We start from the raw sequence: 15,110 nt of genomic DNA, 5'->3' as shown, positions 1-15,110 counted from the left end.
CCGGGCGGCGACGCCAGCGCTGACCATGGCCGCTTGCACGGCGCCGCTGCACGATGGTCTGATGCAGGCCCATGCCTGCCGACCTCCACCGCAGCATCGACGCCGTGTGGCGTACCGAATCACCGCGGATCATCGCCGCGCTGATGCGGCTGGTACGCAACCTCGATCTCGCCGAGGAGCTGGCCCAGGACGCGCTGGTCACCGCGCTCGAGCGCTGGCCCGCCAGCGGCGTGCCTGACAACCCGGGCGCGTGGCTCATGGCTGCCGCGAAGAACCGCGCACTGGACCATCTCCGCCGCGAAACCATGCTGGCGCGCAAGCATGCACAGATCGCACAGGAACTCGACGGCCTGCACGACGAACTGCACGCCGCGCGCGAGGCCGCCCTCGAAGACGACATCGGCGACGACCTGCTGCGCCTGATCTTCGTCGCCTGCCACCCGCTGCTGTCGCGCGACGCGCAGGTGGCGCTGACCCTGCGCCTGCTGTGCGGCCTGACGACCGACGAGATCGCACGCGCGTTCCTGGTACCCGAAGCCACCGTGGCCCAGCGCATCGTCCGCGCCAAGCGCACCCTGGGGGAGGCCGAGGTGCCGTTCGAGGTGCCGCGTCGCGATGAGCTGCCCGAGCGGCTTTCGGCCGTGCTCGGCGTGATCTATCTCGTCTTCAACGAAGGCTATGCGGCGACCGCGGGCGAGGACTGGATGCGGCCGGCGCTGTGCGCCGAAGCGCTGCGGCTGGGGCGGCTGCTGGTGGGGTTGGCGCCGGACGAGCCGGAAGTCTTCGGCCTGCTGGCGCTGATGGAACTGCAGGCTTCGCGCGCGGCCGCGCGCACAGGACCGTCCGGCGAACCGGTGCTGCTGCAGGACCAGGACCGCACGCGCTGGGACCGGGACGGAATCGGACGCGGACTGCGCGCGCTGCTGCAGGCCGAACGGCCCGGCGTCGTGCCCGGGCCCTACACCTTGCAGGCGGCCATCGCGGCCTGCCATGCCCGGGCCGAGGACGTGGCCTCGACCGACTGGGGCCGTATCGTCGCGCTGTACGATCTGCTGGCGCGGGCGACGCCTTCGCCGGTGGTCGCACTCAATCGCGCGGTCGCGGTGTCGATGCACATCGGGCCGGGCGATGCCCTGGCCCTGGTCGATGCCCTGGCTGACGAACCTGCGCTGCGCGCCTACCACCTGCTGCCCGCGGTGCGCGGCGACCTGCTGCACAAGCTGGGCCGTTGCGCGGAGGCGCGCAGAGAGTTCCTGCGCGCTGCGGAGATGACCCGCAACGCGCGGGAACGCAGTCTGCTGCTGGCACGCGCCGACGCCGCTCAGGCGTGAGGCGCGCAGCGACTGGCGCCTTGCCGGGCGGCGCCGATCCGTCCACCGCGACAGCTTCAGGCTCGATCTGCAGGGTCACGGCCATGTCGAAGCCGTAGTCCTTGCCGGCATCCATGCCGAACGCATCGCGCCGGAACGTGGCGGTGGCGTCGGCGCCGCGTAGTTCGCTGCGATGCAGGGGACGGATGCTGGCGGTCTCCACCAGCGTATCGAGGCGGCCACTGTCGGCAGCGCGATCCACGTCACGGCCGTGCCGCGGCTGCTGTGGAACGTGCCGTGCGGTCGAAGTGGTCGGCGAGGCCCGGGAAGGGATGCGTGAGCACGTTCCTAAGTGACTTCGGCGCGATCGCGGGATGCGACAGGGTCGCGCACAGCGCTGCCGACGGGCACAGGCAGCGCGGTCTCACGCGGAGAATCGCCTGAAGAGGGCGGGGCGTGCGAACCCCGCCGCGGGGGGGAATGCGCCTAGCGCATCGAGTGCAGGCCGATCATGTTGCCCTCGGTGTCGAATGCGAGCGCGATGAATCCGTACTCGCCGATCGACATCTTGGTGCGATGCACACGACCGCCGGCATCGGCAGCGCGGTCCGCGGTGGCTCCGCAATCCTCGCACGCGAAGTAGACCAGGGTGCCGCCCGGGCCGGACGGGATGCCCGGCATCGCGCACAGCGCGCCATTGGCGCCGTAGCGCTCCATGTCGCCGGGGAAGGACCACATCTCCAGACCGTCGTCGCCGCCCTCCGGCAACTTCAGCGCTTCGAGCCTGATCCCGAGGACCGCCTCGTAGAAGGCGCGCGCACGCGCCATGTCCTGAACGTAGATTTCAAACCAGTTGACGCTGTTTGCAGCGGACATCGTGGCTCCTTGGCCGGGCGTGGCGGCCTGTTGCTGGATGGATGCGGTCGCCTGCTGGCGCGGCGAAGCGCACGCTGGCGCCGTTCGCGCCAACTGCATCAGCGACGAAGCATGCCGTCCCATTTCGACACGGCGTGGCCCGCTGGTGACGCATCGGGCCCGAGGCGGCAGACGTCAGCCGCACCGGCGACGTCCAACCGGCGTGCTCATGGCTTTGTGGCCGCGGCCGCGCCTGGCCTCAGTCGCCCACCGGCAGGAACAGCAGCAGCGCCGCGCCCAGCGCGATCCGGTAGAGGGCGAAGCCGGTGAACCGGTGCTGCTTGATGTAGCCCAGCAGCCACTTCACCACGACGAAGCCGGTGGCGGTGGCGGCCGCGAACGCCAGCGCCACGTCGCCCCAGGCCTCGCCACCGAGCCCGTTGTCCTTCCACAGCTCGAGGAAGGCGTAGCCGCTGGCGGCGAACATGGTCGGGATCCCGACCAGGAACACGAATTCGGTGGCAGCCGAGCGCCGGCCCAGGCCGGCCAGCATCGCCATGAAGATCGCTGCGGCCGAGCGCGAGGTGCCGGGAAACACGCCAGCCACCACCTGCGCCAGGCCCACCAGCACGGCCACCGTCCAGGTCACGTGCACCGCGTCGCCGCGGCGTTCGGCCACGCGCTCGGCGAAGATCATCCACACGCCGCCGAGGATCAGCGCCCAGGCGATCGGCGTGACCGTGTCGGGCAGTTCCCAGCCGGCCAGCCGCACCGGCAGGCCGACCACGGCGGTCACCAGGAACGCCACCGCCAGCTTCATCGCGTAATCGCGGTTGTCCGCATCGCCCAGCCCGGTGGCCAGTTGCCAGATGCGCTGGCGGAACACCAGGGTGATCGCGAGGATCGCGCCGGCCTGGATCACGATGTTGAAGAAGTCCGAACGCGCGCCCAGCCAGTGCTGGGCGATCAGCAGGTGGCCGGTGCTGGACACCGGCAGGAATTCGGTCAGCCCTTCGAGGATGCCCAGCAGCAGGGCGGACAGCGGATCGGACATGGGGTCGCTTCTGGCGGAGTCGGGCAGGATAACTGAAAGCCCCGTCGCGACCGGAAGTCAGTGCGGCAGCAGCAGCTCGCAGGCCTCGCCCGCCGCGCGCAGGCCCGACAGTACGGCCCCCTCCATGAAACCCTGCCATTCGTAGAAGCTGCTGGTGTGGTCGCCGGCGAACAGCACGTTGCGCTCGGCCATCGCTTCCTCGTGCGCCAGCGTGGTGAAGTAGCCCGGCTGCGGGCGCGGCATGGCCCCGCGGCTCCAGGGGTTGAGGCTCCAGTTCTCGCTGCTGGCGAGCAGCTTTCCGGCCGGGTCGCGGGCCACCGCGGCCGCCGCGCCGGGCAGCACCTGCTCCAGTGCGCCGACGAAGGCCTCGGCATCGGACTGCAGGCTGGCCGGGTGCAGACCGCGCGCGGCCTGTCCACCGGGTTGCTGGGCCAGTACCGCGCCTGCGCGGCTGCCGCGCGATGGGTTGGCTTCCCACACATGCTGGAGCCGCGGCAGATCGGCGCTTCCGCTGCCGCTGAGGCCCTGTTCGCGCCAATAAGGGTGCCGGAAGCCGACCAGCAACCGGCCCGCATCGCCCATCTGGGCCTGCGCGATGGCGCGCCGCTTGGCCGGCGACAGCCCCACGCCGCGGCCGAACTCCACATCGCGCAACGTGGTGAACGGCAGCGCCAGCACCACCGCATCGTGGTCGCGCTGCACGAAGCGGCCGCCCACCTCGAAGGTCAGGCGCAGGCTGCCGCCGAAGCGACGGTCGAGCGCGACCAGGCGGTGGCCGAGCGCGACCGGCTGCGGCAGGCGCTCCGCCAGGCCGCTGGCGATCAGGTCGTTGCCACCGGCCACGCGCAGCGAGCCACCGCCGCTGCCATGCGCGAACTTGCTGCGGCGGTCGCCGTGCACGAAGCGCAGGAAGCCCAGCGCGCTCACCTCGCCCGGCTCGCTGCCGAATTCGCCCAGCAGCGCATTGCGCAGCACGCTGCGCAACAGCCCCCCGCCGCCGTACAGGTCGAGGTATTCGGCCAGCGTCATGAAGTCCAGCGCCTCGGCCCGCGCGTCGAAGCGCCGCGCATCCGGAGCGCCGAGCGGGGAGAGGTCCTGTTCAATGAAGGCGGCGAACTCGCGGAACTCGGCCGCCAGTTCGTGCTCGCGATACCGCTGGCCGCCGAAGTGGTGGAAGGCGTGGCCGTCGACGTCACCGACGGGTTCAAGCGGCAGCGACAGCGCCCGCGCATAGCCCAGCATGGCGTGGTGCGAGCCGCCGATGAACTCCGCGCCGCGCTCGACCACCTGGCCCGGGAACGCGCCACGCGCCGACCATACCCGCCCGCCGACACGCCCCGACCCTTCGAACACCCGCGCCGGAATGCCGATGCGCGCCAGTTCGGTGGCGCAGGCCAGGCCGGCCAGCCCCGCTCCCACCACGGCCACACCACGCGTGCCGGCGAGCGAGGTCGCGGGCTTGCCCGCTGCCAGCAGCGGCGACGCCAGGGTGCCCGCACCCGCGCTCGCAACGCCGGCCACCGCCCCCTGGATGACGCGTCGACGCGCGCCGTCACTCGGCGCCCCTGCAGCCGGCGCCTGCTCGATGTCCGCTCCCTGCGCAGGTGCGTGGCCCGCCCTGGCCAGCCGCAGGACTTTTGTCATCCAACCCGAACGCACCATTCCGCTCTCCCGTGAACCGAAGATGCGCCCTGCGACGCGTCGCAGGGCGGCGAGTATCGAACCGGCGCCCTTCAGCGCCCGGTCTGGAACATCAGCTGTATCGCGTTGTCGCGCTGCTCGCCGCTGCCGACCACGCCGCGATAGTCCACCTGGATCGACCAGCGACGCAGTTCGAACAGGACGCCCAGGCCCAGGGTGAAGCGGCTGCGGTCGTAACCATCCACCGAGGTCGTATAGACCGGGCCCAGCAGGTCGGCGTACTGCATCGACGCGCCGCCTTCGGCGTTGAAGTCGTGCTGGTACTCCAGCCGCAGCTGCGGCGAGAGCGCACCCCAGCCGGTCGCGCGGTTGAATGCCATGCGCAGGCCGAGGTTGCCGGTGGTGGTATCCACGTCCTGTTCGCCATAGGTCAGCGCATGGCGGTCGTCGCCCGATTCGGTGTACGGCTCCAGCGCTGCGCGCATCGCGTCGAGGCGGGCGTAGGGCGTGAACATCCATTCGCCGCGCACCAGGTCGCTGCCGATCGACAGCGAGCCGAACAGCTGGTCCCCATCGCGCGATCCGCGGACCTGTCCACCGCTGGCGGTGACGAAGCGTTCCAGCTCGAACGACAGCGCCTGGTAGCCGACCAGCGCGTCCACGAACAGCGTGCCCGCGGGCTGGAAGCTGCCGTACAGCGCCAGTGTCCTGGCCCTGCCGCGCAGCTGCGACCCGTTCTGGCCGACCGTGCTGCTGTCCTGGCCGTAGCCGAGGCCGGCACCCACGGCGAGGTCCTGGAACACGCGATAGTCGGCGCCGCCGCTCACGCCTTCGGTTTCGAAGTCGAAGCCGCGGCCGCCGGCCTGACCGTCGAAGCTGCCCGAGCGCAGGGTGCCGCCGGTCCAGTAGCCGAGCCGGCGCGCGTCGGGGTTGTTCTCACTGCCGGGCGGATCGGCCTCGGCACCCCCGCCGATCCGCGCCTGGTCGCGCTGACGGGCGTCGCGGTGGCAGGGATGGTCGACCGCGTAGAAGCGGTTGTCCGGGCAGCTTTCGCGGGTGGAGATCGACAGCCCGTTGCGCAGCGTCGGGCCCGACTCGGAGGTCCCGTGCAGCTGTTCCATCCGCTGCTGGAAGTTGTTGATCTGCGAGCTGGCGAAACGACGGGTGGCCGCCGCCTGCGCATCCAGCAGTCCGCGCACTTCCGGATCGCGGGTCGGATCCGGCCTGGCGATCACCTCGAGCGCGTAGGCGCGGGTACCGCTGAAACCACCTGCATCGGTCGCGCGCACGGTCAGGTTGAACGTGCCACTCTCGGACGGTGCGCCCGAGAGCAGCCCCTGCGTGGACAGCGTCAATCCTGCCGGCAGCGCGCCGGCATCGATGCTGAAGGCGTAAGGCGCAGTGCCGCCGCGGGCGCTCAGCATCTGGGAGTAGTCGGCCAACTGCAGGGCTTGGGGCAGGGCCTCCGGATCGATCACGATTGCCGGCGCCGCGACGGCCAGAACGTACTGCACCGTCACCGAGCCGGCGATCCCGGTGGTGCTGTCGGTGGCGGTCACGTCGAAACCGAAGTCGCCGGCCTCGCCGGGGGTGCCGGCGAGCACGCCGGTGGCCGGATCGAGGGCCAGACCCGCAGGCAGCGCGCCTGCGGATACCGCGTACTGGTAGGGCGCAAGCCCGCCGCTGGCGACGAGTGCCTGCGTGTAGGGCTGTCCCGCCGCGGCGTCTTCCAGGGTGCCGGGCACCAGGCTGAGCGTCGGCGCCGCGACCGCCAGCGTATAGGCCACCACGACGCTGGCCGAGATGCCCGGGGTGCTGTCGGTGATGGTAACGGTGAGGTTGAAATCGCCTGCCTGGGTCGGTGTGCCGCTGAACTCCATGCTGGCGGCGTCGAACACGATTCCGGTCGGCAGGGCGCCGCTGAGCGCGGCCGTGTAGGGCGCCCGACCGCCGCTGACCTGCAGCGCCTGGAGATAGGCGCTGCCGGCGCGCGCAGCGGGCAGGGCGCCGGCGGCCGGACCGACGCTGAGCGTGGGCGCCGCGATGCGCAGGACGTAGGCCAAAGCGCCCGACTGCCCGTTGGCGTCGGTGGCGGTGACGATGAAGTTGAACGTGCCCGCTTCGTTCGGCGTGCCCGCCAGCGTGCCGTCGGCCGCGAGAGTGACGCCCGCCGGCAGCGTGCCGGTGGCCGCGAACGTGTAGGGCGCGACGCCGCCGCTGGCGCCAATCGTCTGGCTGTAGGCCGTGCCGGCGACGCCGTCCGCCAGCGCGGCGGGTGTCAGCGCGATCGCCGGGGCGGCAACCGACAGCGTATACGCCCCATCGATCCAGAACGGCGCTCCCACGCCTCCGCTGCTGTCGGTGGCACGGACCGAGAAGCTGAAGCTACCGGAGACGGTTGGCGTGCCGCTGAGGCTGCCATCCGCCATCAGGGTCAGTCCCGCCGGGAGCGCGCCGGACACGAGCGAGTACGTGTAGGGCGCGATTCCGCCAGCCGCAGTAAACACCTGGCTGTAGGCATTGTTGTAAAGCGCCGACGGCAATGCGCCTGCCGCCGGAGAAAGGGTCAGCGATGGCGCGGCGATCGCGAGCGTGTAGGCCTGCGAGCCGCTCTGGCCGTTGGCGTCCGTGGCCGAAACCGTGAAGCCGTAGCTGCCGGCGACGATCGGGGTTCCGGTCAGCAGGCCCCCGCTCGACAGCGTCATTCCGGCCGGCAGGGCGCCAGCGGTCACCGCGTAGCTGTACGGCCCGATGCCGCCCGCCGCAACGATATTGCCGCCGTAGGCGGCGCCCACGGCGCCGCTGGCCAGGCTGGCTGGCGACAGGGTGATGGCCGGGGCCGCCACCGTGATGGCGTACCCGGAGGCGACCCCAAACGGTGCGCCCGGACCCGTGGTCGAGTCGCGCGCCACCAAGACGAAGTTGAAGGTGCCGGTAGCCGTGGGCGTCCCGCTGATCTCGCCGCTGGCCGCGTTCAGACTCAGTCCGGGCGGCAGTGCGCCGGACATGATCGAGTAGGTGTAGGGCGCAGTGCCACCGCCCGCCGTCACCGTGTGGCTGTAGGGCACGGCGTAGCTGGCGGGGGCTGGCGCCGGCCCGAGAGTGAAGTTCGGCGAGAAAACCGACAGGGTATAGGCACGCGAGCCGGTGTAGCCGCCCGCATCGGTCGCGGTGACGGTGAAGTTGAACGTGCCGACTGCGGTGGCGGTACCGGACAGCGTGCCAGAGGCACTGAGAGTCAGGCCGGGGGGCAGTGCCCCGGCAGTGATCGCGTAGCTGTAGGGCGCGCCGCCGCCGCTGGCGGTGATCGATTGGCTGTAGGCGGTGCCGGCGCCGGAGTTGGGCACGGTGGCGGGCGCCACGACGATGGTCGGCGCGTTGATCGTAAAGGTGTATGGCTGCGAACCGGTGCGGCCGAGCGTGTCCGTCGCCGTGACGGTGAAGGTGTACGAGCCCGTGGCGATTGGCGTGCCGCTGAGGACGCCCGAGGTGGACAATGTCAGCCCCTGGGGCAGTGCGCCGGCCGAGATCGCATAGGTGTAGGGAGCGGTCCCGCCACTGGCGCTGATCGTCGCGCTGTAGGCCGCCCAGGCCGTACCGTTCGCCAACGCGACCGGCGCGATCGTCACCGGGATGTCGTCGTTGGTGATTGTGCCCTGTCCGCTCGCGTCGAGGATGGTCGCGTTGGTCGCCGTCGACAGGTTCACGAAATAGGTTTCGTCGGCTTCGGTGACGATGTCGCCGTTGACCGTGACGGTGACCGTCTGGCTGGTCGCGCCAGGGGAGAAGCTCAAGGTCCCGCTGGCGGCGACGTAGTCCGAACCGGCCTGCGCGGTGCCATTGGCGGTCGCGTAGTTCACCGAAACCGCTTGCGAGGAAGCACCGCTCAAGGTGACGGTGAACGTGGCGCTCGTCGTACCGGCGTCGCCCTCGGGCAGGCTGACATCGTTGATCGACAGGCTGGGAACCGGCTCGTCGTTGACGATGGTGCCCACGGCCTGCGTGTCGCCCGCCGTCGCGCCCGTCACGTTGGTCACGTTGACGAAGAAGGTCTCGTCCGCCTCGTGGAGCGTGTCGCCGCTGGCGAGAACGGTGAACGTATAACTGCTGCTGCCGGCGGGAATCGTCTGGCCGGTCAGGCTGTTGGCCGTGTAGTCGCTGCCGGCGAGGGCGGTGCCGTCCTGGGTGGCGATGTCGAAGCTGACGCCGCCCGCGCCTGCTGGCGCGTTCAGGCTGACGGTGAACGTGAAGCTGGTGGTCCCGGCATTGCCCTCCGACTGGCTGACGTCGGCGATGCTCAGCGTCGGCAGGTCGTCGTTGAGGATGGTGCCGGTTGCGCTCGCAGGTGTGCCGACGGTGTAGCCAGCGCCTGTGCCGATCGTGACGATGACGGTCTCGTCGGGTTCGACCAGCGCATCGGCCGTGGGATCGATGGTCAGCGTGGCCGAGGTGGCGCCGGCCGGGATGCTGAGCGTCGAAGCGCCGCCGGTGTAGTCGCCGGAGGTCGCGGTCCCCGACAAGGCGAGGTTGACGACGGTCGGCGACGACAGCGCGACGCTGCGGGTGAGGGTGAAGACCAGGTTGGTGGCGTCGTCCTCGCCGACGCTGGCGGGCGAGACGCCGATCCAGACGGTGGGCGCCGGGGCGACGGTGAGCGTGTAGGTTTCCAGTGCGTAGAAGGACCCGGGCCCGCCGCTGCTGTCGGTGACGCGCATGGTGATGGGATAGCTGCCGGCCGCGACGTTGGTGGTGCCGCTGATGGTGTCGCCAGCGAGGCTCAGGCCGGTGGGCAGGATGCCCGCCTCCAGCTGGTAGCTGTAAGGCGCGACGCCGCCGCTGGCCGCCAGCGTCTGCGAGAACGGAATGCCCTGGATCGCAGTCCCGGCGGAAGTGGCGCCCAGGGTCAAACTGGGGTTCTCCACCGTGCCGCTGTAGCCGCGCACGACGGCATCGCCGGTGGCGTCCTCGGCTCGGACCTCGAAGCTGTAGCCGCCGCGCTGGGTCGGCGTGCCGGACAGCACGCCGGTGCTGCCGAGGACGAGGCCCGGGGGCAGGGTTCCGCCGGACACCGACCATGTGTAGGGCGCCGTTCCGCCCGATGCGGTGAGCGTGACGTTGACGGGCGCGCCCGCGCTCATGGCGGGCAGTGCGCTTGGCGCGATCACGATCGACGAAGAGGCTGGAACGATAGTGATGTTGAAGGTGACGAACGCGTATTCGACTTCTTCGATCAGCGTGAACGTGTCGCTCGTGGCTATACCGCCGTCGTGGGTATACGTCACCTGCTGCGTGCCTCCGGCAGCGGGCGTCAGGAAAATGCTTCCGCTGGTAGGTGCTGTGGCGGGGGGGCCGTCGCTCAGTCCCATGTCGAAGCCGCCGTCGCAATGACTCACGTCGAACGTCCAGGACCCCCCGGTCGCGACGGTTGCGGTAAATGGCGTCGGGCAGATGCTGGAGACCTGAGCCATCGCCGAAGCCGGCCACAGCAAGCACGCAACCAGCAGCACCCACCAAAGACGGGACACGCCGGCGATGGCGCCGCGCCCGGACACATTCTGCATATCGATCCCCTGTTGCCGCCGGCGCAAAGGTGTCCGGCAATCCCCGTTTCAACACGGCGAAGCGATGCCCCCATCGGCCCGCCGTGCCCGCATCCCCCGGCACGCGCATTACAACAGCATTGAGCGGGGCTGGTATACAGCCGTTGGCGTGAAGGCGTGCCGCTCTTGTCGTCCCCCCTGTTCATCCACACGCATTTGCGTCTAGGCTAGGCACGGCGCGGGCGTCGGCCGCCTGCACAGGGGAGCCAGGGTGAGCGAGTTCTTCATGGGCCAGATCATGATGGCCGGGTTCGGCTTTCCGCCCAGGAACTGGGCGTTGTGCCACGGCCAACTGGTTCCGATCAACCAGAACCAGGCTCTGTTCTCCCTGCTCGGTACCCAGTACGGCGGTAATGGGGTCACGAATTTCGCCCTGCCCGACCTGCGCGGCCGTACGCCAGTGGGCTATGCCAGTTCGGTCGACCCGTCGTGGCAGCCGCCAGCAACGCAGATCGGGCAGGCCGCCGGCGTCGAGGCGACCACCCTGGTGCCGTCCCAACTGCCGGCGCATGGCCACCAGGTCGCCGCATCCACCGCGCCCGGCAACAGCCGCGTCCCCAGCGCGCGTACGTTCGCCACCAGCACCAACAGCAGGGGCGACGCACTTCCGCTGTATGCGAACGGAAGCGGGCCGCTGGTCGCCCTGGCGCCGCAGACAGTCGCGACCGCAGGCAACAGCCAGCCGCATCCGAACATGCAGCCCTATATGACGATCAGCTTCTGCATCGCGCTGCAGGGCATCTTCCCCTCGCGCAGCTGACCTGGGCGGCGCCGCCGTCCATGTCGCGTCCCGTCCCGTCTACCGGAGCACAGGCCCATGAGTGAACCGTACATTGGCGAGATCCGGATGTTCGGCTTCGGCCGTACGCCCCTGGGGTGGCATCGCTGCGACGGCAGCCTGCTGCCGATCGCGGAGTACGACGTCCTGTTCGCCCTGCTCGGAACTACCTATGGCGGCGACGGCATGAACACCTTCGCAGTACCGGACCTGCGTGGCCGCGTGCCGGTCCACCAGGGGCAGGGCCCGGGGCTGCCGTCCAACCGCATCCTCGGCGAACGCGCGGGGACAGAAGCGGTGGCGTTGACTCCGCAGCAGATGCCGGCGCATACGCATTCGATGATCGCCACCACAGCGGCGGCCACGTCGGTGACGCCCGGCCCGACGCTGCTGCCCGCGGCCGTCAGCGGCGACAGCTTCTACGTGAATACAGTCACTGGCAACAACGCGGTGGCAATGTCGCCGCAGATGGTCACTGCGGCCGGCCTGGGCCAGCCGCACGAGAACTGCATGCCCACGCTGACGGTGCACTATTGCATCGCGTGGGCCGGCATCTATCCGACCCCGACCTGAAAGAGCGTCACCGAGAACCTGGCATGAGCGAACCTTTCATCGGCGAGATCCAGCTGTTCGCCTTCAATTTCAATCCCTACCGGTGGGCGTTCTGCAATGGCGCGACCATGCCGATCTCGCAGAACACGGCGCTGTACGCGCTGCTCGGCACCCAGTACGGCGGCAACGGGACCACGAACTTCCAGCTGCCGAATTTCGCTGGTCGCGCCGGCTGCGGGGTGGGGCCGGGGCCGGGATTGAGCCCGCGCGACATGGGCGAGACGTTCGGCACGTCCCAGGTCACCCTGACCGCGGCGCAGATGCCGGCGCACACCCACGGCGTCAGTGCATGGTCGCAGACCGCCCCGGGCAGTGGCATCCATGCGCCGGCCAGCAATGCCGGACTGTCCTTCCTCGCAGGCAGCACCACATCGCGGACCTATGGCAACGCGCCGCTGGACACGCAGATGGCGCCACATATGCTCGCCCCTTACAACGGCGGGCAGCCGCACGATAACCGGCAGCCGTACCTGGGCCTCAACTTTTCCATCGCGCTGTACGGTGTATTTCCGCCTTTCGACTGACGCGCTCCAAGGGGGGCCGAGGTCTTCGTTCCCGCGGGCTCGGGCGACCGCCCTGCAGCCACCGCCTGGCCTCGCCGCACGGGGGATCTCGCTGCGCTGGCTTGGCGATGGGGACGACGCCTGGCTGCGTGACCTGTACGCCAGCACCCGCGAACAGGAATTCGTGGGGCTAGGCTGGGACGAGGGTGCGCGTCGCGCGTTTCTGGACCAGCAATTCGACCTGCAGCATCGCCATTACCTGGCGCATTTCCCGGATGCGGACTTTCTGGCCGTATGCCAGTCCGCGCGGCCGCTGGGCCGGCTCTACCTGCGCCCCAGCGCGCCGTCGCACCTGCTGGTGGACATCAGCTTGTTTCCAGACGCGCGCAACCAGGGCATTGGCCGGGGGCTCATCGCGGCTGCCCAGCGCAGCGCAGCTTCGCAGGGTTGCGGGATGCACCTGCACGTGACGACGTCCAACCCGGACGCACGCAGGCTCTACGAGCGGCTCGGCTTCGGCCCCGGCGCAATCGAGGGAGCGTATCTGCGAATGGACTGGGACGCGGGCCCAGCGGGCGTCCGCTCAGTTGAAGACGGCCTGGTACAGGAATCCGTCGCGGTTCTGCGCGACCGGCACCAGGAAGACACCTAGCTCGCCCAGACGCGGATGCCGCATCGGATAGATCTGTTGCGGCAGCAGCACCGGCGAGGCGTTGAGGAACACCAGCGAGAAAGCGGCACGCATCGCGTCCTTCGCGCGGCCCGGCAGCGGCTGCGCCTCCACCAGCACGAACGACGCTTCCATGCCGTTGAGCTGCGCGGCGAACGTTTCGCCAAGGCAGCCGCTGAAGTGCTCGAGATGCAGAAGTTCCATGCGTGGTGCGACCGGGAAGCGGGCGCACATGGTGTGCGCCGCCGGCGGGCCGCACAAGCGCCGCAGCGGGGCGGAGCGCAATTCACCGGAATGGTGCAATGGCGATCAGCGACGCCCCTGAATCGTGCGTCGCGTCGCAACCGCTCAGCGGAGCACTATCCAAATCAACGACTTGCGGAATGCGTGAGGCTGGCACGACGCTTGCTTTGACATGGCTATCACATCCCAACCGAGGCCTCCGCATGTCGCTCGAACACGTCGAAAAGCTCATCAAGGATCACAAGGTCGAATTCGTCGACCTGCGCTTCGTGGACATGCGGGGCGTGCAGCAGCACGTCACCTTCCCGGCGAGCATCGTCGAGCCGGCGCTGTTCGAGGACGGCAAGATGTTCGACGGCTCGTCGATCAGCGGCTGGAAGGGCATCAACGAGTCGGACATGATCCTGCTTCCCGACGCCTCGACCGCTTACCTCGATCCGTTCTACGCCGATCCCACGCTCAACCTGACCTGCGACATCCTCGACCCGGCGACGATGCAGGACTACTCGCGCGATCCGCGCGGCATCGCGCGTCGCGCCGAGGCCTACCTCAAGTCCAGCGGCATCGCCGACCAGGCCTTCTTCGGCCCCGAGCCCGAATACTTCATCTTCGACTCGGTGCGCTTCGCCAATGAGATGGGCAATACCTTCTTCCACATCGAATCGGAAGAGGCGGCCTGGAACACCGGCAAGGAATACGAAGGCGGCAACAGCGGCTACCGTCCCGGCGTGAAGGGCGGCTACTTCCCGGTCCCGCCGACCGACTCGCTGCACGACCTGCGCGCGGAGATGGTCAAGACGCTCGAGCAGATCGGCATCGAGGTCGAGGTGCACCACCACGAGGTGGCGACCGCCGGCCAGTGCGAGATCGGCACCAAGTTCAACTCGATGGTCAAGAAGGCCGACGAGCTGATGGCCACCAAGTACGTGATCCGCAACGTCGCCTTCCGCAACGGCAAGACCGCGACCTTCATGCCCAAGCCGATCGTCGGCGACAACGGCAGCGGCATGCACGTGCATATGTCGCTGGCCAAGGGTGGCCAGAACCTCTTCTCCGGCGACGGTTACGGCGGCCTGTCGCAGATGGCGCTGTGGTACATCGGCGGCGTGTTCAAGCACGCGCGCGCGATCAACGCGTTCGCCAACTCGGGCACCAACAGCTACAAGCGCCTGGTGCCGGGTTTCGAGGCGCCGGTGATGCTGGCCTACTCGGCGCGCAACCGCTCGGCGAGCTGCCGCATCCCGTGGGTGTCCAACCCCAAGGCGCGGCGCATCGAAGTGCGCTTCCCCGATCCGCTGCAGTCGGGCTACCTGACCTTCACCGCGCTGATGATGGCCGGCCTGGACGGCATCAAGAACCAGATCGACCCGGGCGGCCCGAGCGACAAGGATCTCTACGACCTGCCGCCGGAAGAGGAGAAGCAGATCCCGCAGGTGTGCTCCAGCCTCGACCAGGCGCTGGAGGCGCTCGACGCCGATCGCGACTTCCTCAAGGCCGGCGGCGTGATGAGCGACGACTTCATCGATGCGTACATCGATCTGAAGATGCAGGAGGTCACGCGCTTCCGCGCTGCGACCCATCCGCTCGAGTACCAGATGTACTACGGCCTCTGATGGCTTGAGCCCGTCCCCCGGGTCCGGGGGACGGGTTGGGCGAGGCGAGGCGCGCGGCGCCGAACGCCTCCCACAACCATCCATCCATTGATCTGCGCCCGGCGGCGAGTCGGGCGTGCGGCCCTCCCCCACGCGGGCCGCGGACTTTCCAGGGCGAGGAACACGCAACGCGGAAGCAATCGACAGCTCAGGAGCAGGAAAGGTGACCACCGGTCGAGGCGCCACAGAGCG

General features: G+C 69.5%; 11 protein-coding genes. 6 read left to right on the top strand and 5 right to left on the bottom strand.

What is annotated here, in order from left to right; genetic code table 11:
* The first annotated feature begins 71 nt into the window (after positions 1 to 71).
* Positions 72 to 1,331: an RNA polymerase sigma factor gene (locus ACQYVW_RS07905; RefSeq protein ID WP_434946593.1), complete on the top strand. Its 1,260-nt coding sequence runs from the start codon at positions 72 to 74 to the stop codon at positions 1,329 to 1,331.
* Positions 1,332 to 1,796: 465 nt separating this feature from the next.
* Here the strand turns inward: ACQYVW_RS07905 and ACQYVW_RS07900 are convergent, their stop codons facing one another.
* The 4 genes from ACQYVW_RS07900 to ACQYVW_RS07885 form a co-directional block, all read right to left on the bottom strand.
* Entirely contained in the window at positions 1,797 to 2,186 is a 390-nt protein-coding gene (locus ACQYVW_RS07900; RefSeq protein WP_434946592.1) for a VOC family protein, read from the bottom strand.
* A 238-nt stretch (positions 2,187 to 2,424) separates the two neighbouring features.
* Positions 2,425 to 3,219: an undecaprenyl-diphosphate phosphatase gene (locus ACQYVW_RS07895; RefSeq protein ID WP_434933460.1), complete on the bottom strand. Its 795-nt coding sequence runs from the start codon at positions 3,217 to 3,219 to the stop codon at positions 2,425 to 2,427.
* 57 nt (positions 3,220 to 3,276) lie between these two features.
* Positions 3,277 to 4,863 (bottom strand): flavin monoamine oxidase family protein, encoded by a 1,587-nt coding sequence (locus ACQYVW_RS07890; protein WP_434946591.1) that lies wholly within the window; start codon positions 4,861 to 4,863, stop codon positions 3,277 to 3,279.
* Positions 4,864 to 4,952: 89 nt separating this feature from the next.
* Positions 4,953 to 10,142, bottom strand: a complete 5,190-nt coding sequence (locus ACQYVW_RS07885) for a putative Ig domain-containing protein (protein ID WP_434946590.1) — start codon at positions 10,140 to 10,142, stop codon at positions 4,953 to 4,955.
* A 529-nt stretch (positions 10,143 to 10,671) separates the two neighbouring features.
* On the opposite strand from ACQYVW_RS07885, the gene ACQYVW_RS07880 reads away from it, so the two are divergent.
* The 4 genes from ACQYVW_RS07880 to ACQYVW_RS07865 are packed head-to-tail and all read left to right on the top strand — an operon-like array spanning position 10,672 to position 13,005.
* On the top strand, positions 10,672 to 11,220 hold the full coding sequence (locus ACQYVW_RS07880; protein ID WP_434946589.1) for a phage tail protein: 549 nt from the start codon (positions 10,672 to 10,674) through the stop codon (positions 11,218 to 11,220).
* 57 nt (positions 11,221 to 11,277) lie between these two features.
* Positions 11,278 to 11,811, top strand: coding sequence for a phage tail protein (locus ACQYVW_RS07875; RefSeq protein WP_434933456.1), 534 nt, complete (start codon positions 11,278 to 11,280; stop codon positions 11,809 to 11,811).
* 23 nt (positions 11,812 to 11,834) lie between these two features.
* Positions 11,835 to 12,374, top strand: coding sequence for a phage tail protein (locus ACQYVW_RS07870; RefSeq protein ID WP_434933455.1), 540 nt, complete (start codon positions 11,835 to 11,837; stop codon positions 12,372 to 12,374).
* Positions 12,352 to 13,005 (top strand): GNAT family N-acetyltransferase, encoded by a 654-nt coding sequence (locus ACQYVW_RS07865; RefSeq protein WP_434946588.1) that lies wholly within the window; start codon positions 12,352 to 12,354, stop codon positions 13,003 to 13,005. The genes ACQYVW_RS07870 and ACQYVW_RS07865 overlap by 23 nt, the downstream gene beginning before the upstream one ends.
* Here the strand turns inward: ACQYVW_RS07865 and ACQYVW_RS07860 are convergent.
* Positions 12,937 to 13,227 carry a DUF6916 family protein gene (locus ACQYVW_RS07860; RefSeq protein ID WP_434933453.1) on the bottom strand — a complete coding sequence of 97 codons (291 nt, stop codon included), beginning with the start codon at positions 13,225 to 13,227 and terminating at the stop codon, positions 12,937 to 12,939. The genes ACQYVW_RS07865 and ACQYVW_RS07860 overlap by 69 nt on opposite strands.
* Positions 13,228 to 13,469: 242 nt before the next feature.
* Between ACQYVW_RS07860 and glnA the strand changes: the two genes are divergently transcribed.
* The gene (glnA, locus tag ACQYVW_RS07855; RefSeq protein WP_434933452.1) at positions 13,470 to 14,879 is read left to right on the top strand and encodes a type I glutamate--ammonia ligase; all 1,410 of its coding nucleotides are present in this window, start codon (positions 13,470 to 13,472) and stop codon (positions 14,877 to 14,879) included.
* Positions 14,880 to 15,110: the final 231 nt, after the last annotated feature.

This window comes from Luteimonas campi, from assembly GCF_051162505.1.
Taxonomy (GTDB): Bacteria; Pseudomonadota; Gammaproteobacteria; order Xanthomonadales; family Xanthomonadaceae; genus Luteimonas.
Note: the sequence above shows the minus strand (reverse complement) of the source record. Positions and strands in the feature narration are given on the sequence as shown.